The organism is Nostoc sp. CCY 9925 (assembly GCF_963920935.1).
Lineage (GTDB): Bacteria > Cyanobacteriota > Cyanobacteriia > Cyanobacteriales > Nostocaceae > Nostoc.
Genome location: NZ_CAWUDO010000061.1, coordinates 17,242 through 38,943, shown reverse-complemented (window position 1 = coordinate 38,943; position 21,702 = coordinate 17,242). Strand labels below are relative to the sequence as shown.

Sequence of the window (21,702 nt, the reverse complement as noted above, 5' to 3'; positions counted from 1 at the left end):
GATTCTATTCCAACAGCTAGCTGCCATCTTTGTAATTAAACAGTCCCCCAACCAATTGGCGGTAGTGCTACCTGTTCGTCCACCTGAGAATGCGAAACAGCTGACATACTAGCTGAGAGCCAAACAAACATCTCGATAAAGTTTAGCCCTTTGAGCTTCAGCGGAGTACGCACAGCGATTTGATTTAAGCGTGTCATATTCGCATTTTCTACTCCAACAGTAAAAAATGCTACTCGCTTACTGGCTTCATCTCCTTGTAAGCGTTGGGCTGCTTGCTCTACTATATGATCTAACTCACCTTGGGGTTCTCCGTCGGTAATCATAAATACCCAAGGACGATAGTAAGCAATCCCATTGGTACGATACTGCGACTTTCTCTCTTGAATAATATCCAAGGCTTTATGAATTCCTGCACCCATCGTCGTCAATCCCTGAGCTGTTAAAATCGGCGGATTGAATTGATCGGCGGTTACAAAGTCTTGTACTACATTAATATTACTGTCAAAAGTGACGATCGCCACTTCCACTCGTCTAGCTGCCAAAGGATTTTTGACTAATTCATCCTTTAAACTGAGCAAACCCTGATTTAAAGCCTCAATCGGATCTCCTTGCATCGAACCAGATGTATCTAGTAAGAGGACGCACGGACAACGCGGTTCTGGGTTCTCTGCAAATTCTACAACTTCATCAAGTCTTAATGTGTCATGCATAACTTTTTGTGTTATGTTAAAATCCAAAGTTTTATTTCCCTGTTTTCAATGTATATCTTTGCTAGTCACTAACGCGACTACAGATATAGTATCTAGTGGTAGATGGCCTAATTGTCATCAAACAAATTGTTTTCACCAACTTCTCTACATGTTTCAGGAGAGATTGAACGGCGTCTAGTTTTGCAAAAAAGAGTTTCTCAAAACTCAGCATTATCTGTTGTAGTGTATCTACCAAAAATTTATATCTATCAAACCTACAGTACAATAAATACGTAGAATTTCCTACATAAGTTTTTAAAGATTTTATGTAGGATAATCGTTCTTTAATAGAAAAGTAATTAAGCATAATTAAGTTCGGTTACTTTACAAGTGTATCTGTGTAATTCTGAAAACTTGGAATCAAATTTACCTCGTAAGGGAACTGCCATAAGTAAGATGTAGATGATTAGGTGTTGAGTCAAGATTTATCAATCGTAAATCAAGTTAAAAATGGTCAACATGTACTGGTATTTTATTCACAATTGGTCTTTACATTTGTTTATTTGTGCCTACCTCAGTTAAAAAGGCTGGCAACATAACCAAAGAGAACTTGTTTCGTGCATACTGTACATAATTAAGGACAACTATTTATTTTTCAGACCTCCATTAACAACGTATAAAATAGAACTAAAGGCTTACAAATTTATAAATTTTAATATATTTACATATTTGAAATAAATAATTTGTGCATAAAGAAATATTACAAAGAAGAAAATACTTCATAGCTGATATTTGTAATTTACAAATGTTAGGTAGCTGATTCCGCAAAAAAGTAGAAAAATATGAATAATTCAGGTGTGTTCTCCAAACTGCGTCCTTTAAGTTTGTTAAGACAATTATCTAATTGCTCCGACAGTACTTGTTTACAAGCATTAAGTAACTCGGTTTCATGGTCTATTTACTTAGAACAGGGCAAAATAACTTACGCAACCCATTCAGTGGAACCGTTTGATCGACTAGAACGTCATTTGCGCCGCCTAGGCCATCAAATTCCATTACTTACCAACGAGGTTCGCGTTCAAGTTCGTTTGATGTTTGAACCTGACTCACACAGTCAGTTGATGGAAAATGATAGTCAATCGATAAGCCAGCCTCCTGAATATCAAGCTATATACTGGCTTGTTAGTCAACAACATCTACATTCTACGCAAGCAGCAGCACTGATTCAAGAATTAGTCAAAGAAGTAATTGAATCATTTTTGCTCATCAAAGAAGGCACTTATGAATTAACAGAACCGCTTACTAGAATGCCAAAGATTTGCAGGTTCGATATAGAAAAAATTTTAGAACGCTGCCAAGCAAGATTAGAGAGTTGGCAGTCATTTATGCCGCAAATTTCTTCTCCATATCAACGTCCATATCTCTTGGCTAACAACCAATTTGAGCAAAAAGATTTACCAAACCTCCAGGCGAATTTAACTAACTGGATGAAGGGTTTTAGTCTTTGTCATTTGGCTGCAATTTTAAATCAGGATGAAATTAAGCTGGCTCGGCAATTATATCCTTACATCCTTCAAGGGGGAATTATCTTGCATGAACCAGATCCGCCATTTGATAAATTACCAAAAATATTTGAAGAAAAGTCACTTTTACCAAAATTGACTACAGAGTTATTTGATACTAAAGAAGAAGTCAATACTTCCCCAGATATAGCACAAGAGAATATAGGTGCTGTTGAGCAATTATCACAAATTTCCACTCCTCCAAAAGCAAACTTTCAAGAACCAACAATATCAAATAACATAAATTCTGCTTCCGAAAGAGTAACCGCCGCTACTGTAACTGCACAAAAAATCCACAAAATCGTTTCTGTAGACGATAGCCCCACAATTCTCAAAGAAATTAGCCATTTCTTAGAAAATGAAAATTTTTCTGTAGTCACTATCAACGATCCATTAAAAGCCGTTTTGTCAATTATTAGGCACAAACCGGACTTAATTTTGCTAGATCTAAACATGGCAGGAATTGACGGTTATGAATTGTGTAGAATTATACGTAATAATTCCATATTTAAACAGACTCCTATTATCTTTGTCACTGGTAATAAAGGAATTGTAGATAAAGTCAAAGCGAGATTAGTAGGGGCATCTGGATATCTAACCAAACCCTTTACTCGTGCGGATTTACTGAAAATAGTTTTCATGCATTTAACTTAAATTCATGAATATACGGAGTTTTAACTAGTAGGGATAAATATGGCCAAAGTTTTAGTTGTGGAAGATACTCCTTCTCAGTTGGAGTTAATCAATAGTTTTTTAAGAGAAAGCGGGCACACAGTCATTAAAGCTTATGATGCTAAAGATGGTATGAATAAAGCTATTAATCATCAGCCGGATGCCATAATTACTGATGTAGTCATGCCAGAAGTTAGCGGTTTTGAATTTTGTCGCCAACTGAAAAAAATCCAGTAACTAAAAAAGTACCAATTATTATTTGTAGTTCTAAAAATCAGCCGATTGATAGAATTTGGGGAATGCGACAAGGTGCAGATGTTTATTTAACTAAGCCTTTTACCAAGCAACAATTACTACATGCAGTCAAATCTCTTGTAGAAGGAGGGGAGTAGATAGAAATAAGTTCAAAAATCTCAGCGAATTACTTGTTTGTTATCTATTTAAAAAAAGTAAAGGAGTTCACTACCTGCTGATATGCTCTCTCATAGATAGCATCATTATTTCCATACCCAGTTTTAGATATTGTGATAACAATAATTCGAGGGCCTTTAGGGCTGATAAAAGCGAGATGTTCGTTTTCGTATAAGCCACTCGATTTAAATTTCAAGCCCCTTTGTCCTGCAATTTTGGCTGTTTTAAATTCCCGGGTTGCGGAAAAGTCGTTATCTTGTTGAACCCACTTTTGCAAAGGTAATTTACTATAATTTCTATATACAGATACACGTACATTGGCTGGGTATTCTGTACCACCTGCATATTCTCCAGCGCGGATTTTCTGGGCGTGTTTGTGAGTCCAGATATCAATAGCAGCTAATCGAGAATTAGGGTTATTGTAGGGACTGGCTATTTTGTTATTGATCGCAAAATCTCGGAGCGAGTAGCTAAACTGAAAACCAAAGCGATCGCTCCGATAAATAGCTTGCTCTTTACGTGCAGGTTTAGGAGTAGACTTTTCTAATGAAACAACTTCTGCGGCAATTGCTGGGTTTGTCAAAGAAAAACTTGTCTCTGTTTTGTAGACGATTGTTCCTACTGCTAGCAAACCCATGATCATTGGATGTAAAATCCATTTTTTGAATTGGTTATAGTTAACTTTCATCATTGCTTCCTGGGAACTGAATCTTTTAAGCTCTATAGTTTTGATAGATCCAACTTCTCAAAGACAATTTCCGCAATTTATCTTCTTGTTGCTGAATTGCGATCGCCTATCGTACCTGGTTAGCTCAATTGTTTGTAGTAGGTTACTTACTCGCAGACTTCACCTTTCAATCGTAGGTTCCGTTTCTGATGTATATGCAAAACGCCAAGAAAAGATGAGCATGGGAGATTGTTCTGCTAGTCTAACGTAGTAGGATTGTTCAAGTGAAAGGCTATGACTTGCAGAGTGAATAGCGATCGCTACGCTAACAGACACTCTAAAATGAGAGCAAAAGACGATTCCTAAAACCAGCACACTCCATGCGTATTTCTCTAAATTGGCTGCGCGAACTAGTAGAGATAAAACTTAGCCCAGAAGAATTAGCCGAAACCCTGACTATGGCGGGGTTTGAAGTAGAAGATATTGAAGACCGCCGCACTTGGGCAAATGGCGTAGTTGTCGGGAGAGTGCTTGAGCGTCAACCACACCCCAATGCTGATAAATTAAGTGTTTGCCAAGTGGATATTGGCGCAGATGAGACTTTAAATATTGTCTGTGGCGCTGCTAATGTCAAAGCAGATATCTATGTGCCAGTAGCAACTACGGGAACTTACTTACCCAACATCGATTTAAAAATTAAACCTGCAAAACTGCGTGGTGTCCCCTCTCAGGGCATGATTTGTTCTTTAAAAGAACTGGGTTTACCCACTGATTTAGACGGAATTCATATTTTTTCCCAGGAAAATTTACCATTAGGTAGTGATGTGCGTCCGTTGTTGGGTTTAGATGATGTCATTTTAGACCTCACCGCAACTGCTAATCGCGCTGATGCTCTAAGTATGGTAGGCGTAGCCAGAGAAGTAGCAGCCTTAACCGGTGGAAAACTGAGCATTCCTCAACCGAGTGAAATACCAATTACCAAAAATACAGGAAATTTAGCTTTAAAAATTGCCGATACTCAAGCTTGTCCTGCATACATTGGTACGGTTATTGAAGAAGTTAAAATTGCGCCATCTCCCGAATGGTTGCAACAGCGTTTACGGGCTGCTGGAGTACGTCCGATAAATAATGTGGTGGACATTACTAACTACGTATTGTTGGAATGGGGACAACCACTGCACGCCTTTGACCGCGATCGCCTAAAATCAGTTGCCAGCAGCGAAAATTTAAACATCGGCGTCCGCTTCGCCGCTGCTGGAGAATCACTGAAAACCCTGGATGGACAAACTCGCACTTTAGCATCCCAAAATTTATTAATTACCGCCAACGAAAGACCCATTGCACTGGCGGGAGTCATGGGTGGAGAAGAAACTGAAGTCCATGAAGGTACCGAAAGCCTAGTTTTAGAAGCTGCTTTATTTGATTCCGTCGCAATTCGCCGTTCTTCTCGCAGTGTTGGCTTAAGAAGTGAAGCTTCTGGAAGATACGAAAGAGGAGTTAACCGCGCCGAATTGGAAGTTGCAAATCGCCGCGCCTTGTCGTTAATTAGCGAATTAGCTAGTGGAATTATTGTCCACCAAGAAATTGCCGACACCCGCCCCGACCCATCTACCTGGAGTCGTTCTATTGCACTACGTTTAGATCGAGTGAATCAGGTACTGGGGCCAATCGATTTGGGAGAAGACACAGGAGAACTCCAAGAACAAGACGTTGAAAGGATTCTGACTGCATTAGGATGTCATCTGACTCCTTCAGGCAATATCTTAAGAGAAGACAATACACTCCAACCCACATGGTCTGTTTCCGTACCACCCTATCGTTACCGCGATTTAGAACGGGAAATTGACTTAATTGAAGAAATCGCCCGTCTTTATGGGTACAACAAATTTTGTGATACCTTACCAGAAAAAGCCGAAGCTGGTTATTTGCCTTTAGACCAAGAATTGATTCGCAAATTACGAGCTTTTCTGCGGGCAGAAGGGTTAACAGAATTAATTCATTATTCTTTAGTTAAACCAGGAGAAGACAGACAAATAGTATTAACAAACCCATTATTTGTAGAATATTCAGCCCTGCGAACCGATTTAATATCCGGGTTAATTGACGCCTATCAATATAATATAGAACAGGGTAACGGCGCCCTCAACGGCTTTGAAATCGGGCAAATTTTCTGGCAAGAAGAAGACGGTTTGCGAGAAACAGAAGTCCTGGCTGGGATTATGGGAGGCGATCGCTTTATTGGGAAATGGTCAAAAGGCGGTCGAGAACAACCCTTGACTTGGTTTGAAGCCAAAGGCATTTTAGAAAGTGTATTTCGTCAACTTGGCTTGCAGGTAGAATATCAACCCGATCGCCGAGATGAACGCTTACATCCCGGACGCACCGCTTCCTTATGGATTAGAGGTAATAGACTGGGTATTTTTGGGCAAATTCATCCCCAACTACGACGCGAAAAAGGTTTACCAGATTCAGCCTACGTTTTCCAATTAGATTTAGACGTACTTTTAAATTCTCTAGAGGAAGACGAAACTCTAAACCCCACATTCCATTCATATTCCACTTACCCAGCAAGCGATCGCGATATCGCCTTTTTCGCACCTGTGAAAGTCTCAGTTGCCGAACTGCAAAAAGTAATTACCAAAGCTGGCAAAGATTTACTCGAATCAGTGGAATTGTTTGATGAATATCGCGGCGAAAACGTCCCCGAAGACCAGCGGAGTCTGGCATTCCGGCTAGTTTATCGGGCAAGCGATCGTACCCTCACCGAAGCAGAAGTCGAACCAGTACATAATAAAGTCCGCGAAGCCTTAGTGGAAAAATTCGGCGTCAATTTGAGAAGTTAGGAGTAGAGACGCGATTCATCGCGTCTGTACAAGAGTTATGAATTAATAATTCCTTACTCCTCAACGTATCGGCTTCAAAATCTCAATCCAAAATCTGGCGTTGCTGAATTAAAGTATGAAATTCTCAAATTCTTCTTAATCTTTGCGTCTTTGCGCCTTTGCGTGAGATTAAATTCATACTTGTAATCAGTAAACCAAAAATCTAAATCCCAAATCTAAAATCCAATATGCCCAAATATGTACTCTGGGGAACTTACTGCGAAGACGTTCTTGAAAAACGTACCCCTCACCGCCAAGCTCATTTAGACGGATTAGCAAAACAAAAAGAATCCGGTGTGCTAATTACCATTGGCCCTACCAAAGATGTCACAAAAGTTTTTGGAATTTACGAAGCCGCAGACGAAGCGATCGTCCGCGACTTAATTGAAAACGATCCTTATTGGAAAAATGGTATCTGGACAGAATATTCTGTCAAAGAATGGATTCAGGCTTTTTGAATTGGCATACCCCATGCCCACCCCTAAAATATGAAAACTTGGCAGGCTGATTTTTATCGTCGTCCATTACCAGATGCATCTGGTAAAGTCTTATGGGAGTTGTTGATTTGTGATGCAACTCGCAGTTTTGAATATGAAGCTACTTGTCTTCAGTCAGCAGTAAATTCTAATTGGGTTGCGATTCAACTTCAGCAAGCAGCTGGTGAAAAACTGCCGGATGTAATTCAAGTGTTTCGTCCTCAATCTCTGAATTTAATTGAGACAGCGGGACGCACTTTAGGTATTAATGTCGAACCAACTCGCCGCACTTTGGCACTCAAACAGTGGTTACAAGAAAAGCAATATCCTTCAGTCCTGGATAAACCACCCCCTGCACCATTACCAGAAAACCTCTTGGGAGAACAATGGCGTTTTGCGACACTCCAAGCGGGCGAACTCGTGGATGCCTTTGCACAACGCCCCATTCCGATTTTGCATATACCAGAATATCTCAAACCGATTAATTTAGGTTTAGCGTCAACGATCGCTGTTCCTGGTGTGATAATTTATGGGGGACGGCGATCGATGCACTTAGCGCGTTGGTTACAGCAAGCCCGTCCTGTAGGATTGAACTACATTTCTGGCCCACCAGATGGCTTACTATTAGAAGCAGGCTTAGTGGATAGATGGATTGTTGCCACTTTTGAAGATTCAGAAGTTACCACAGCAGCCCAAATATATGAACAACGGAAACAACAAAGCCAAGGATTACATTTTTTGTTAGTCCAGCCTGATGATTCTGGAATGACTTACAGTGGCTTTTGGTTATTGCAAACAGAAGATTAAACTAGTAAACAGCGATCGCAGTTTCAGTCTGAGATTTCAACCAGTGAGTTCTAGATGTATCTCAATTAATATTTTTGTTTATCCTACACGTATAATTACATAATTTTTCGTTACAGTGCTTGACTTTTAAGTATGATTAATTACTAATAAAGGTCAAGCAACTTGCGTTTGAGACAACTTAATGCTGGAACTTTGGAAAAGCCTTATTGCTTATAAGCAGTTTATTCCTCACGGTCATTGCTATCTTTGGAAACCAGAGTTAGTAGGATTGCATATTTTAGCTGACAGTTTAATTACGCTTGCTTATTATTCAATTCCTCTGACGCTACTTTATTTTGTCAGGAAGCGCGAAGATTTGCCCTTCAACTGGATATTTGTGCTATTTGCAACATTTATTGTTACTTGTGGCACTACCCACCTGATGGACATTTGGACACTCTGGTATCCAACTTATTGGTTGAGTGGTTTAATCAAAGCTATTACAGCCCTAGTTTCACTGTACACAGCTTGTGAACTAATACCTCTAATACCAAAAGCACTTGCTCTACCGAGTTCTGCACAACTGGAGGCAGCCAACCGAGAACTAGAGAGGCAAATCAGCGAACGCAAACAGGCAGAACTAGCATTACAAGAGCGTGAAGCTATGTTGCGGCGAATTGGTGATAATCTGCCCAATGGCGCAATTTATAAAGTAATCCGCGAATTCGATGGCAGCGATCGCTTTTCTTATATCAGCGCGGGCATTGAAAGACTGATGGAAGTCAAAGCAGAAGATGTACTCAAAGATTCAAGTTTGGTCTCTCGCCAGCTTATCCCAGAGGATCCATCACTCCTTTTGGCAGCAGTCGATGAATCCCGACGGAATCTCTCAATGTTTGATATGCAACTGCCAATCCAAACGCCCAGCGGTCAGCTTAAATGGCTGCATTTTCGTTCCACGCCACGCCAATTGGAGGATGGAAGGGTGGTTCGGGATGGGCTGGTAGTGGATGTCACCGACCTCAAACGCACTGAAGAAATACTACGCAAGAGTGAAGCCTTATTAGAAGAATCTCAGCGAGTTGCTCGTCTCGGTAATTGGGAGTTTGAACTTGCCACTGGCAAAATTACCTGGTCAAACCAGCTGTTCGACCTATTTAATCGAGATCCCGGACTTCTTGAACCGAACTACCAGGAAAATCTGCAACTGTACTGGCCAGAAGACGCAGGAAAATTAGCCCAAGCTACTGAACGGGCAATGTCAACTGGTGAATCCTACAAACTTATTCTGCGTACCTCTCGAATTTACGGGTTGACTATTTATATTGAGGCGATTGGACATGCAGAATTTAACGCGGATGGAAAAGTAATTCGCCTCTATGGGACTGCCCAAGATGTTACAGAACGGGAAGTCGCACTCAACGAACGCAAACAAGCCGAAGAAGAACTCCGACGCAGTGAAACCTTGCTAGCTACTGCTCAAAAGATTGCCCATCTGGGCAGTTGGGAATGGTACTTAGAGTCTGAGAAACAAATTTGGTCAGCTGAAACCTTTCATATCTTCGGGCTAAATCCTACTGAATCAGTACCGACACAGGCTATATTTCTCCAGATGGTTCATCCAGAAGACCGACCAGTGTTGCAGAGGTATCTACTAAAGGCGATCGCCAATGGAACCGCTTTCAATCTTGAATATCGCATTATCCGACCTGATGGCTCATTGCGCTACCTAGAATCGAGAGCAGAGGTAGCTTATGATACTCAAGGTAAGACTATTAGACTGTATGGAGCTATTCTAGATATTACAGAACGTAAAGAAAGCGAGTTAGAAATCACCAAGAGCCGTGATTTGCTAGAAGCTATCTTTAACGAATCTGCTGATGCGATCTTTTTGGTAGATACAGAAACGTTACTGACCATTGACTGTAATAATCGCGCAGTAGAACTATTTGCAGCCTCAAGCAAAGCTGAACTCATCGGTATTGAAGGTTATACCCTACAAAAAGAGCAGTTTACTTCTAATGAACTAAACACCATCATCGAAGAAATTAACCAGCAAGTGTTGTGGAGTCGCGAAATTGAATACGTTACCAAGCAGGGCAATTGCTTTTGGGGAAACATAGCAATCAAACAAATCACGGTTGCTAATCGAGTGATGAATTTGGTGCGAGTTACGGATATCACCCCCAAGAAGCGTATCGAAGAAGAACGGCAAAAAGTAGAATTAGCCTTAGCCAAAAGTGAAGAACAACTCAGGCTGACGATGGAATTTAACCATATTGGCAGTTGGGATTGGAATTTACTTGAAGGGACAGTCATCTGGAACGACAACCATTTTCGCTTGTTAGGGTTAGAACCAGAAACATCATCAGCTAGATATCAGTTATGGCACGATGCTATTCATCCAGAGGATATTGACCGAGTTAAACAGACTATATTGAACGCCATAACTAAGCATATTAATTATGAAGCTGAATATAGAGTAATTCATCCCGATGGCAAGGTGCGCTGGATAGCTGGAAAAGGACGCAGCATTTACAACCAAGCAGGTAAACCTGTGCGGATGTTGGGTGTCCTGATTGATATTAGCGATCGCAAGCAAGCAGAAATCGCTCTCAAACAAAGCGAGATTCGCTACCGTGCGATTGTAGAAGATCAAACTGAACTCATTGCCCGATATTTAACAGACGGCACAATCACGTTTGTCAACCAAGCTTTTGCACATTATTTTGAGCAATCGCCAGAGGAACTGATTGGTAGCCGCTATCAACCCATTATCTTTGAGGCAGATCGGCAGCGAGTTACTCAATTAATAGCTTCAATGAGTGCTGATAATCCTGTAGTCATCATTGAGAATCGCGTGGTTGTGGCAGATGGAGTGCGTTGGACTCAGTGGCATAACCGGATGCTGTTTGACGAGCAAGGATGCTTTATAGAATACCAATCGGTGGGACGCGATATCACAGCCCTCAAGCAAATCGAAGAAACACTTTTTCAAGAAAAAGAATTAGCTCAGGTGACGTTGCAATCAATCGGAGATGCAGTTATTACTACGGATGCGTTTGGCAGGATTCAATACTTGAATCCGGTTGCAGAATCTCTGCTTGGATGTAATGAAGCATCGGCACAGGGGGTGCTGTTAGAAGAAGTCTTTAGAATTGTGCATGAAACGACACGGGAGAAAGTTCCCAACCCAATTGAACAAGCGTTACAGGAAAATCGAATTGTAAGTTTAGCAAACCATACCGTCTTAATTACTGAGAGCGATCGAGAGATTGCAATTCAAGATTCAGCCGCGCCCATTCGCAATCGTGAGGGGCAAGTTATTGGCGCGGTTATGGTGTTTCATGACGTGACTCAGAACCGCAAGCTTTCGCGTCAGCTATCCTGGCAGGCAAGCCATGATGCTTTAACCGGATTGGTGAATCGCCAAGAGTTTGAGCGGCGGGTTAAACAAGCATTGCGCCTTGCTTCTTTAAACTATCAAGTTCATGCGTTGTGCTATTTGGATCTCGATCATTTCAAAATCGTAAATGATACCTGTGGTCATGTGGCTGGAGACGAATTACTGCGTCAAATTACTGTCCTATTACAGGAGAAGATTCGGAAAACTGACACACTGGCACGGTTAGGGGGCGATGAATTTGGCGTATTGCTCAATGAGTGTACGCTGGAGCAAGCTTTACGAGTTGCCAACGATCTGCTTGAGTGTGTTCAAGAGTTTCGGTTTGTTTGGCAAGAGCAGGTATTCTCAATTGGAGCAAGTATCGGCTTGGTCAGTATCGACACGAACACCGAGAGCCTTGCAGAGATTATCAGCACGGCTGACGCAGCTTGCTATACTGCGAAGAACCGGGGGCGCAATCGCGTGTACGTTGCTCAGACTGACGACCAAGAGCGACTGCAACAGCGCGGGGAGATGCAGTGGGTCAGCCGCATTTCTCAAGCCTTGGAAAGCGATTGGTTTTGTCTCTATGCTCAAAAGATTGCCGCTATCACTCAGGCATCTCAAAACGGCGACCATTATGAAGTACTCCTGCGGCTCCGGGATGAGCAGGGAAATTTAGTGTTGCCGATGGCGTTTATTCCAGCAGCAGAACGCTACAACTTGATGCACCTGATCGATCGCTGGGTGATTCGCACTCTGTTCGAGAATTGGTCAACGGTTGTTGGCGACGAACAAAGCATCTATGCGATTAACCTTTCTGGCTCTAGCATCAACGATGATCGCTTCATTAACTTCCTGTACGAGCAGTTTACCCTACACTCCATCTCACCCCAGCGCATTTGCTTTGAGATTACCGAGACTGTGGCGATCGCCAACCTCATCAAAGCCAGACAGTTCATTCAGTCGCTTCAACAGATGGGCTGTCGCTTCGCGTTGGACGATTTTGGGGCGGGGATGTCGTCATTTGCCTATCTCAAGTCTTTGCCTGTGGATTACCTCAAAATTGACGGGAGCTTTATTCGTAACATTATCGAGAATCCTGTGGATAATGCGATCGTGACAGCAATCACGCATATTGGCAGTGTGATGGGTATTCAGACCATTGCTGAGTTTGTGGAAAATGAGGCAATTTTAGAGCGGATTAAGGCACTAGGAATTGATTATGCACAGGGATATGGCATTGCAGTTCCTTGTCCATTGGGGTAGATATAGCCTATTTAAAAAATTGAGCAAGTGCGAACTGAGATTTATCTATTCTTTCTTGAGTAGAGTATAAGGTTTTTATAATTACTTCCTGAGCCACAGCTTTAACTACATTAATGCTTACAGAATTTCCCATTTGATAATAAGCCTTATCATCATTAGCATGAAGCATAAAACTATCAGGAAACCCTTGCAGTCTTGCTGCTTCTTGCGGAGTTAATCTCCGCACTCTCTGATTGTAATAAACTCCTAACCTATTGGCATCACTAGCAACCAACGTTACTGAAATTTTATTTGGATCTACAAATTTATAAACTTCAAATGAAAAATTACCTGATAGAGGTTTATATTTATTATTTATCAATTTTAAATATTTTTTGTTAACCAGTGAATTCAATGTTTCTCCAAGATTGGGATGTTCAAAAAAACTAGCTATTTGTTCCTGAGTTAATAATTTACCATCTTGCTCTTTTCCAAATTGCTTATTGCGCCTCTTTAAGATAAAACGGTTCATCAGTTCAATTTCTTCTGGACTACACTCGCCACGCAATCCTAAATCCCAAGAGTGAATAGAGTTTCCACCCCGATAATCAATCAACCTGACTCCATGTAAGCGATTTAAATCATTATTAAATATTCGTTTTAACGCATTTACAAACTCTGGCGAACAATCATACTTTTCATCTGGATTATTTTCCAAAATATCGCCAACAGTCACAGATTTTTTTGGTGGATAAAACAAAGATAATTGCTGAGTGTTATATGAATGGGAATCTTTTGGCCCCACATCAGAAATTAATTCAAAAGTGGGAGAAGCATTTAAAATGCCTACCAAATAAACACGGACACGATTTTGTGGTAAGCCAAAGTTTGCACTATTAAGTAAAAAGGCATCAAAGCTATAACCTCGTTTTTGAATCTCATGCTTAATCGTTGCTAGAGTTTGCCCTCCGTCATGACTATAAAGCCCTCGGACATTTTCAAAAATAAAAGCTTGTGGTTTATAGGTATCAATTAATCTGGTTATTTCAAAAAATAGTGTGCCTCGCGTATCGCCAAAACCTTCTTTTTTGCCAGCATGAGAAAAAGACTGACAAGGAAACCCAGCTAATAAAAATTCATGTTCTGGTAGTTTATCAATTAAACGAATATCACCTGAAGGTGTTTCACTAAAATTTTTTTCATAAACTAATCGAGCATCTGAATTAATTTCGCTACTGAAAACACATTCACTTTCTATATTTAAAGAATCAGCCGCCTGTTCAAAGGCTAATCTAATTCCTCCTATTCCTGAAAATAAATCAACAAACCGAATCTTCTGCATCTGCCTAAAATACAAATTATTATAGGGGCAAAATATATTTTTCCCCTATACGTGTCAATACGGTTCAGTTAAGGGTTATTTGTGTGAATAATCGGTCTTTGAAGACGCGATTTATCGCGTCTCTACACCAGGGTTTTGGGCTTATCTGAATCGTATCGCTACACGTGTAATATTCAATTTCAAATCACTGTAAATTACTTTGTTATTTTCTACTTTGTCTGCACCCGCGCCTGCTTCACCATTGCAATCAAAGTTTGATGAGCATCTTCCGAATCTGCTAAAACACGATCAAACTGAATACGAACTGGCACATCTTCCCCGTTTACTTGTGCTGTTAAATCCATGCCCTGAGCATCAATTGACAGCATTTTTGCTGAATTAGCATCTGTGACACCACCAAATGTCTTAGCATAAAGAACCACAGCATCAGCATGATCTTCATTCATGTGGTTGCAGATACGCGAACTAATTTCAGCAGAAAAATTGTTAGACATTGTGAGATTAAAATTTAGGTATACAGCAACACCTTAAATTCTAGGCTAACAACTTAGATTAAATTTACTGATTTTTAAATTGTCACAAAAATCATTCATAGACTATACTTTATCGCGATCGCCAGTCTGATTTATTCCTAACCGGGATAATAATTAAATTAAAATTAAACTTTAAATTAAAATAAAGGTTATCCAGTGTTTTTACCTGTCATTGCGGAAACCAGACAGCTTAAACTGTAGCAGAAGTATTAGTCAAAATTCCAAATTATTGTAGCCAAGAGACAATGAGCGAAACTAACCCCAGACGAATTGTAATTGGGGATGTACATGGTCACTATGAAGGTTTGATGACATTGTTGGAGGCGATCGCCCCCACATCAGACGATCAAGTTTATTTTCTGGGAGACTTAATTGATCGCGGACCTCATAGCGCACAAGTAGTTAATTTTGTCAAGCGAAATAACTACTCGTGTTTGCTGGGAAATCATGAGCAGATGTTATTAAGCATTCTCACTGATGAAAGGACTTCCTCCCCAAGAATGCAAGCATGGTTGTACAGTGGGGGGCAAGCTACCGTAGCCAGTTACCACGAAGCTACAATTCCAGATGACCATTTAGATTGGTTCAAGGCTTTACCTACATATATTGACTTAGGGGATGTTTGGTTAACTCATGCTGGTGTTGACCCTTCTAAGCCAGTGATAGAACAAACAGCCGAGCAACTGTGCTGGATACGAGAAGAATTTCACAGCATTCCCAAGCCTTACTTTCCTGATAAGCAAATTATCATCGGTCACACCATTACCTTTACTCTGCCGGGTGTTTCTCCTGGTCAACTGGCACAAGGACAGGGATGGCTAGGCATAGATACTGGGGCTTATCATCCTCGGAGTGGCTGGTTGACTGCACTAGATATTACAAATAATTTAGTTTATCAAGTTAATATTTTTAGAAATTATCTCCGTGCCCTGCCCTTACAAGATGCAGCGATCGCAGTTGATCCAGCTAAAATCAGAGTTAATCGCCGCGATTAGATTTGATGAAGGGCAAAGGAGCAAAGGAGAGAATATAACTCCTCACTCCTAACTCAGGACTCCTAATACCCAATACCCTCAAGACTTGACTAATGGTCGAATATTGGCTCTATAACTAGCACTATCCAATCCGTAAGTTCCATTACTAGGTTGGGACTTAATCGCACGTTGAAGGCCAGCAATGCGATCGCTGGTTCCAGGGTGCGTACTCAAAAATGTCGGGACAGAACCACCCTGTTTCAAAAGCTTCTGCATAAAAGAAACCATTGCAGACTGGGCATAACCAGCCCGTGTCAAAGTTTTTAATCCTCTCTTGTCGGCATCATATTCATCTTGACGACTGCGGGGACGATTCAAGGCAAGTTCTACACCAATATTGACAGCTGTGTTGCGGTCTAAACCAGTTGCACTTGCGACACCACTAGCGAGCGCTTTTTGCCGCATCTGTTTAACTAAGTGTTTTCCACCAATGTGACCAATTTCATGGGCGATAACACTTGCTAGTTCAGCTTCATTATCTGCGGCTTTGAGCAAACCCGTGTGGACATATACATAGCCTCCCAACGTCGCAAAGGCATTAATCGCATCATCTTCAACTACTTGGAAAGTATAGGGAAGATTGGGGCGATCGCTATTAGCTGCTAAGCGCCGGCCAATTTGTTCTACATAGCTATTAACTCCAGCATTCTTGTAAAGTCGGACTTGACTCCCCAGTATTTCCTGATTAATCTGCTTGCCAATATCAGTTTCCTGGCGATCGGATATATTAGAAAGCTGAAGTACCTGGACTCCCTGCAATATCAGAGGCAAGAATTCTAAAGTTCTTCCTGGTAAGGCTGTACTCAGGCACAAACTCGAAGCAACTACCAGCGAAATTAGTGGATAAAACCAGCGACGCCGCCACATGCGGTAATTTACAACAAAACCTTTCCAATTCAACATAATCTGCACTGAAGATAATTTCGAGAGAACGTAAAATGATAAGACAAATCATGAGACGGATTTTAAGTATTCTAAGTTGCATTATTAGCTGAAAACCAAAGGGATTGTTATACAGCCAACACTTACGCAAATATACTGATTTTAATATGGCTAATAATTCCCTCTAGAGATAGGCTTAAAGATTAGATTTTATCTTTTGGGTACATCAGTTCCAATACGCAAAAATTTTAGGGTTAGCTGCCGCAGTTATAAACTTACAAACTCATGATAAACTGTCGCATAACCGCAACCACCAGGCGATTTGAGTTATTACCAAATAGATAAAATTACCGTATCCGTTGAAAACATTCTTGCTACAATCAATTACTTCGCTATTACCTGGGAAAACTTTTTATGGCTATTTTAGATTCAAAAGGTCGTTTGTTTGGCAAAATTAACCTCTTAGATTTAGGTGCTGCGCTGGTAATTCTACTAGTTATATTTGGCATCTTTATCTTTCCTGGCACGTCTGGTTCTGTTGCCCAAGTCGGTGCCAAAACAGTACCCATAGAGGTAGATTTAGTAGTCCGTGGCTTGAATGTACGTGACCCTGAACAATTATTCAATAACGGATTAAAAAAAGGCGGTAAAACTAATGTGATAATCCGCAACCAACCTTATGGGCAAATTGAGATTAAATCAATTCAACAGCTACCAAGAACAGTTAACGTTTTTCAACCTGATGGGACTGTTAAAGAATTGCCAGATCCAAAAAGTAATAATTTTAGCGCAGATTTTCTCTTAACTCTAGATGGTAAAGCCCAAGTCACTACAAGCGGGCCAGTTCTTGGTAACAGTAAAGTCAAAATTGGGATGCCATTTGAGTTGGAAGGTTTTAACTACAATTTCAATGCTACTGTCATTGATGTCAGAATAAAAGACAAATAGTCTTTGCTAATAATTCAGAATGGGCTAACAGAATTGAGAATTCACAAGGCTGTGATCCCAAGCTGAATAAGCTAAAAAATTAATAAGCCAGAGGACATTTCATTTTCAAGTCCCAGGCTTGATTCTAAATTCTGATCGGAGGCGGAGCGTCTCCGGCTCCGCTCCTAAATTATTACATTAACTAAGCAAAGGTAAAAATTGACGAATTAACCCAATTGTGACTGCTGGCAATTCCAACTGCGGTGTTAAACCCACATCTTCCAATTGTTGAAAAAACCGGATTGCTTGGGGATTTATTTCAGCGAGGCGGCGACCAATTCCAGGGCCTGTAAATTGCGATTTTTGTCCCCAAATAATGGCTGTGGGAGTAGTCAATTCTTGAATATAAAGGGATAAATCAAAGCACAAATCGCCACGTACAAAAGACAGTGCTGCATACTCAGCATTCGGCTGTTGGGCAGATTCTAGATAAGCATCTACAATTTCTTGGTAGATTCGGTTAGGCTGAGCAAATTGTCGTTGCTCTAAGAAGCTACGAATACCCCCACTGGTAGCAACTCCAGTACTGTATAGCACACGGTCAAGAATGGGAACACTGATTAACTGAGCAAAAAAGCTGCGGGAATAGTCTTCGCCAAAATCGGAAAGTCCGGCGGGAGTAGTCAGAATTAAAGACTTAAATAAATCGGGATGAGCGATCGCTACTCTAATTGTAAATGCTGCGGTCAAAGAAGAAGCGATCGTTGTTACTGGGCCGGTACAAGTCTGCTGGAAAAACTCCCGAATTGTTGTCAAATAATCATCAATTGTATAACTACGTGATGGATGCTCAGATCTGCCCCAACCGATTAAATCTGGCGCAATAACACGATATTCAGCAGCAAAAGCCGGATAAACTTTCGACCACTCATAAGCAGAAGACCCACCACCAAAGCCGTGCAGAAACACCAAAGTTTCCCGGTCGTCTTTGACAGTTACATCGTTGTGCCAAGGTGACCCAGCGGCAGTATAGTACACCATCTTACCTAATGAGGTAATTACGGAGCGTTGTTCAAATCCTATTGGCTGAAACATAAATATTTTTCTTCACTCTAATGATTAATTAACACGGGGATATGGGGACGCGGGGATGTGGGGAGTAATTTCTATGCGTCCCCGTGTCTTGTTCCCTCTTTGCCTCTCCCACAGATTTATTATCGGTGAACCAATTACTTTAGGACTTCTGACCAGCGTCAGATTAAGCAGATGTAAAACTACTGAAGTAGTTGTAAAGATTTGGTATTTATTTTTCCATCGGAAAAAATAAACTAACCTTGTAATTACTGTGTTTCTAAGTTTTTACGTAGTAATGAGTATCACTCTAGACATAAATACAGATGAGTTGTTTATGGTACTCTATGAAGAAACTGATAAATAATTTTGAGCGTCAAAAATACTCAAAACGCTTATTTTAATCAGCTATTAATTTTAGTTGTGCATCTAAAAAGAATAGCTTTTGATATATTACTAATCTGATTATTCTTTAGGTAATGGTAAGGCGGAATGTCATGGTAAAGCAGGCCACTCTTCAATCAAATAAAGTACCAAGGATTGAAGACCCTAAATTTGCGCTTGACAATTTTAATATACAAAATCAAATTACAGCTTCATCTCGGCGCGATCGCATCGAGTCACCTATCGATCTTGCTAAACTGAGTATACCTACTTGTATTTGTTTAGACTTGGAAGACTTGAAGTGTTTTGAAGTCGTAGAGCGCCAGTATGAACGGTGGGGAGTAATTTTTCAGAATTCTCTAGCAATACAGCCATCAAATCCAGCATTTCCAAGCCATTCAGGGCTGACAGTCTTAATGGGAGCGCCCAAAAGCGGATTTTTGGAAGCTACTTTCTTGCAGCCTGTGAACTCGGTTAGTGCCTTTGTCACTAGTTCACAGCGCCTAGTGCTTGCCGCTTACGATCGCGATCGGCAACTTCTTGGACAAACCGTACTCGCAAGCGCCAATCTTGCCAACTCCGACTCAGCAATTTCCCCCAATACGTTATTATCTATTACTGGGAATAACATCTACAGGGTTACCTTCTGTGCTTTTGACGGTCAATTCGTCCTTGATGACTTTCGTTTTTGTTTCTAAACTAGAAACGTTAAAAACTCAGTAACAAAATTAAGCTTACTCGTCCGAGTCCGTGTATTCTTTTAGAGTATATTGTTCATGGATCTCCCGAAGGGTAGAAAGTAGGGTGCGATTTCTAATATCCTGGTATTTTTACGAATTTGGGATGCCCCCTGCTTTCTTCGTCTCTAATAAAACTTATACAATAGGTAATTTCGTAATCAAGTAGGTAAACACTGTGGCACAGGCTTCGTCTTCTTGGCAGCAATTGATCGAGCAGATCCCCAACTGGTCGCTTCCAAAGTTCAAGATAGGAGGAAGCTCAAAACAACAAACTTTTAAACGCTTCTCTGGGCCTGGAGGCTTTCTTGGGTTCCTGACAATCCTCATTGCTATGCTGTTGTGGAACTGGAAACTCCTATTAGCTCTGTTAATCGGCGTTGGAGTAATGCTATTAGTTTACTCAATGCAGGAGTGGGACTGGCAATGGCGCTGGTCTAAAATACGTGAGTTTTTAAACAGTTCAAACCGTCAGTTAGTCTTAGCAGTTCTCAGTGGTGGTGTTGCTACTGTCAGTACTTACATGGCGGCTGCAATTTGGGTTGACTCTCACAGTCGGTGGATTGCGGCTGGTGCGATCGCCCAAGGCGTGGGAACGCTATTAACTTTAATTTTATTGGTATGGCAACTTGTCAACTTTTATGGAAATCGAGAAGAAGACCACCTGGAGCAGTTGTTAGTCAATTTAACAGAAAAAGATCCATTAAAGCGGTTAATTGCCCTGCGTCAACTAACTAAATTGATCGCCCGTAAGCGAGTTGATTCTTCAGTGCAGCAAGATATAGTCCAATGTTTGCAACTCCTACTGAGTCGGGAGGAGGAAGTTGTGATTCGAGAGGCAGCTTTTAAAAGCTTGCAAGCCTGCGATCGCCTACAAGCACTACCACCCAAAACAGCCAAAACCTTCATCCCCATATCAGCAAAACTCAAACAGCGTGTTTATTAGTCATTGGTCATTAGTCATTAGTCATTAGTCATTTATTCACCAATGCCCAATACCTCTCTACAAGAGGCTGCGCCAACGCCTTCTCTACGAGATGCTACGCTTTCCTTGTACTGAACGGAGTCGAAGTACGCTCACTACAAGTGCCCCATGCCCAATTATTATTTTCGCGACAACTTGCCATTGAGAACTTGCACTACTGGATAATTGCACCGCCGCACCAATTGTTCATCGTGGGTGGTAACAATCACCGTAGCCCCAAAGGAATTTAACTTCTGGAGAATTTGTATAACTTGCCAGGAATTATCTGGATCGAGATTCCCCGTTGGTTCATCGGCCAGCAGTAATGGTGGTGTACTAACGATCGCCCTAGCAATACTCACCCGTTGTTGCTCTCCTCCAGACAGTTGATCTGGAAAGCAGTCAGCTTTACTCAGCAAACCTACCAACTTCAAAGTTGGTTCTAAGCGGCGTAGAATTTCTTTACGGGTATACCCTTGAGCTTGGAGTACAAAAGTTACATTTTCTGCTACTGTCCGTTGGCTAATTAGTTTGTAGTCTTGAAACACAATGCCAATACGTCGGCGTAATAATGACAAGCGATCGCCCTTTAAACCAGCTACATTACATTCATCAACAATTACTTCTCCCTGTGTGGGTAACTCCTGACCATACAGCAGTTTCAAAAGCGTTGATTTACCAGAACCACTTGGCCCGGTGATAAATAAAAATTCTCCCTTTTTAACCTCAAGATTCGCATTCAACAAAGCATGAGAGCCATTAGCATAGGTCTTGGTTACAGATTGCAATTGCACCTTGGCAGCAGTATTACTAACGTGCTGTTGAGTTTCACTGTTCTGTTTATCAACAGATTTCTCTGTCTTAACTTCAGTTGTTAATACCGGCATTCTTAAATTTTCCTCATACCCACAACCAAACATTTTGCCAACGTAGATTTGACATTCCCCCCAAAATCAGAATTCCCAGGTTTTGCCCGGGAATTTCAAATCAACAGAGAAATTTAAAATTTGTTGAAGACTTCAGTATTAGCTAAGTAATAAGATTGGGCAT

General features: G+C 41.0%; 16 protein-coding genes and 1 pseudogene. 10 read left to right on the top strand and 7 right to left on the bottom strand.

Translation table 11 applies throughout. From position 1 onward, the window contains the following. Nucleotides 1–35: 35 nt before the first annotated feature. Nucleotides 36–710 (bottom strand): vWA domain-containing protein, encoded by a 675-nt coding sequence (locus ACM0OY_RS25820; protein WP_414571671.1) that lies wholly within the window; start codon nucleotides 708–710, stop codon nucleotides 36–38. 821 nt (nucleotides 711–1,531) lie between these two features. Between ACM0OY_RS25820 and ACM0OY_RS25815 the strand changes: the two genes are divergently transcribed. Both ACM0OY_RS25815 and ACM0OY_RS25810 read left to right on the top strand, forming a co-directional pair. Then, on the top strand, nucleotides 1,532–2,905 hold the full coding sequence (locus ACM0OY_RS25815) for a response regulator (protein ID WP_414571670.1): 1,374 nt from the start codon (nucleotides 1,532–1,534) through the stop codon (nucleotides 2,903–2,905). A 39-nt stretch (nucleotides 2,906–2,944) separates the two neighbouring features. Then, nucleotides 2,945–3,315 (top strand): annotated as a pseudogene (locus ACM0OY_RS25810) (response regulator transcription factor). Between the two features lie 44 nt (nucleotides 3,316–3,359). On the opposite strand, the gene ACM0OY_RS25805 reads toward ACM0OY_RS25810, so the two are convergent. Beyond that, a complete protein-coding gene (locus ACM0OY_RS25805) occupies nucleotides 3,360–4,025 on the bottom strand; it encodes a hypothetical protein (protein ID WP_414571669.1) in 666 nt (221 codons plus the stop codon). A gap of 356 nt (nucleotides 4,026–4,381) precedes the next feature. On the opposite strand from ACM0OY_RS25805, the gene pheT reads away from it, so the two are divergent. From pheT to ACM0OY_RS25785, 4 genes are all read left to right on the top strand, one after another. Then, nucleotides 4,382–6,844, top strand: a complete 2,463-nt coding sequence (gene pheT / locus ACM0OY_RS25800) for a phenylalanine--tRNA ligase subunit beta (protein WP_414571668.1) — start codon at nucleotides 4,382–4,384, stop codon at nucleotides 6,842–6,844. A gap of 227 nt (nucleotides 6,845–7,071) precedes the next feature. Next, nucleotides 7,072–7,341, top strand: coding sequence for a YciI family protein (locus ACM0OY_RS25795; RefSeq protein ID WP_414571667.1), 270 nt, complete (start codon nucleotides 7,072–7,074; stop codon nucleotides 7,339–7,341). A gap of 30 nt (nucleotides 7,342–7,371) precedes the next feature. Continuing rightward, nucleotides 7,372–8,166 carry a Tab2/Atab2 family RNA-binding protein gene (locus ACM0OY_RS25790; RefSeq protein WP_414571666.1) on the top strand — a complete coding sequence of 265 codons (795 nt, stop codon included), beginning with the start codon at nucleotides 7,372–7,374 and terminating at the stop codon, nucleotides 8,164–8,166. A gap of 181 nt (nucleotides 8,167–8,347) precedes the next feature. After that, entirely contained in the window at nucleotides 8,348–12,799 is a 4,452-nt protein-coding gene (locus ACM0OY_RS25785) for a PAS domain-containing protein (protein WP_414571665.1), read from the top strand. Between the two features lie 7 nt (nucleotides 12,800–12,806). On the opposite strand, the gene dcm is transcribed toward ACM0OY_RS25785, so the two are convergent. Continuing rightward, nucleotides 12,807–14,120 carry a DNA (cytosine-5-)-methyltransferase gene (dcm, locus tag ACM0OY_RS25780; RefSeq protein WP_414571664.1) on the bottom strand — a complete coding sequence of 438 codons (1,314 nt, stop codon included), beginning with the start codon at nucleotides 14,118–14,120 and terminating at the stop codon, nucleotides 12,807–12,809. 209 nt (nucleotides 14,121–14,329) lie between these two features. Next, a complete protein-coding gene (locus tag ACM0OY_RS25775) occupies nucleotides 14,330–14,614 on the bottom strand; it encodes a DUF2470 domain-containing protein (protein ID WP_414571663.1) in 285 nt (94 codons plus the stop codon). 284 nt (nucleotides 14,615–14,898) lie between these two features. On the opposite strand from ACM0OY_RS25775, the gene ACM0OY_RS25770 reads away from it, so the two are divergent. Continuing rightward, nucleotides 14,899–15,648, top strand: coding sequence for a metallophosphoesterase family protein (locus tag ACM0OY_RS25770; protein ID WP_414571662.1), 750 nt, complete (start codon nucleotides 14,899–14,901; stop codon nucleotides 15,646–15,648). A 78-nt stretch (nucleotides 15,649–15,726) separates the two neighbouring features. Here ACM0OY_RS25770 and ACM0OY_RS25765 read toward each other — a convergent pair whose 3' ends face one another. After that, on the bottom strand, nucleotides 15,727–16,590 hold the full coding sequence (locus ACM0OY_RS25765; RefSeq protein WP_414571661.1) for a M48 family metallopeptidase: 864 nt from the start codon (nucleotides 16,588–16,590) through the stop codon (nucleotides 15,727–15,729). Nucleotides 16,591–16,983: 393 nt separating this feature from the next. On the opposite strand from ACM0OY_RS25765, the gene ACM0OY_RS25760 reads away from it, so the two are divergent. Next, the gene (locus tag ACM0OY_RS25760) at nucleotides 16,984–17,517 is read left to right on the top strand and encodes a DUF4330 domain-containing protein (RefSeq protein WP_414571660.1); all 534 of its coding nucleotides are present in this window, start codon (nucleotides 16,984–16,986) and stop codon (nucleotides 17,515–17,517) included. Between the two features lie 177 nt (nucleotides 17,518–17,694). On the opposite strand, the gene ACM0OY_RS25755 is transcribed toward ACM0OY_RS25760, so the two are convergent. Then, nucleotides 17,695–18,591, bottom strand: coding sequence for an alpha/beta fold hydrolase (locus ACM0OY_RS25755; RefSeq protein WP_414571659.1), 897 nt, complete (start codon nucleotides 18,589–18,591; stop codon nucleotides 17,695–17,697). A 473-nt stretch (nucleotides 18,592–19,064) separates the two neighbouring features. On the opposite strand from ACM0OY_RS25755, the gene ACM0OY_RS25750 reads away from it, so the two are divergent. Continuing rightward, nucleotides 19,065–19,649 (top strand): hypothetical protein, encoded by a 585-nt coding sequence (locus ACM0OY_RS25750; RefSeq protein WP_414571658.1) that lies wholly within the window; start codon nucleotides 19,065–19,067, stop codon nucleotides 19,647–19,649. 217 nt (nucleotides 19,650–19,866) lie between these two features. Beyond that, a complete protein-coding gene (locus tag ACM0OY_RS25745; RefSeq protein ID WP_414571657.1) occupies nucleotides 19,867–20,634 on the top strand; it encodes an armadillo-type fold-containing protein in 768 nt (255 codons plus the stop codon). Nucleotides 20,635–20,792: 158 nt separating this feature from the next. On the opposite strand, the gene ftsE is transcribed toward ACM0OY_RS25745, so the two are convergent. Continuing rightward, nucleotides 20,793–21,539 (bottom strand): cell division ATP-binding protein FtsE, encoded by a 747-nt coding sequence (gene ftsE / locus ACM0OY_RS25740; RefSeq protein WP_414571656.1) that lies wholly within the window; start codon nucleotides 21,537–21,539, stop codon nucleotides 20,793–20,795. Between the last annotated feature and the right edge of the window lie 163 nt (nucleotides 21,540–21,702).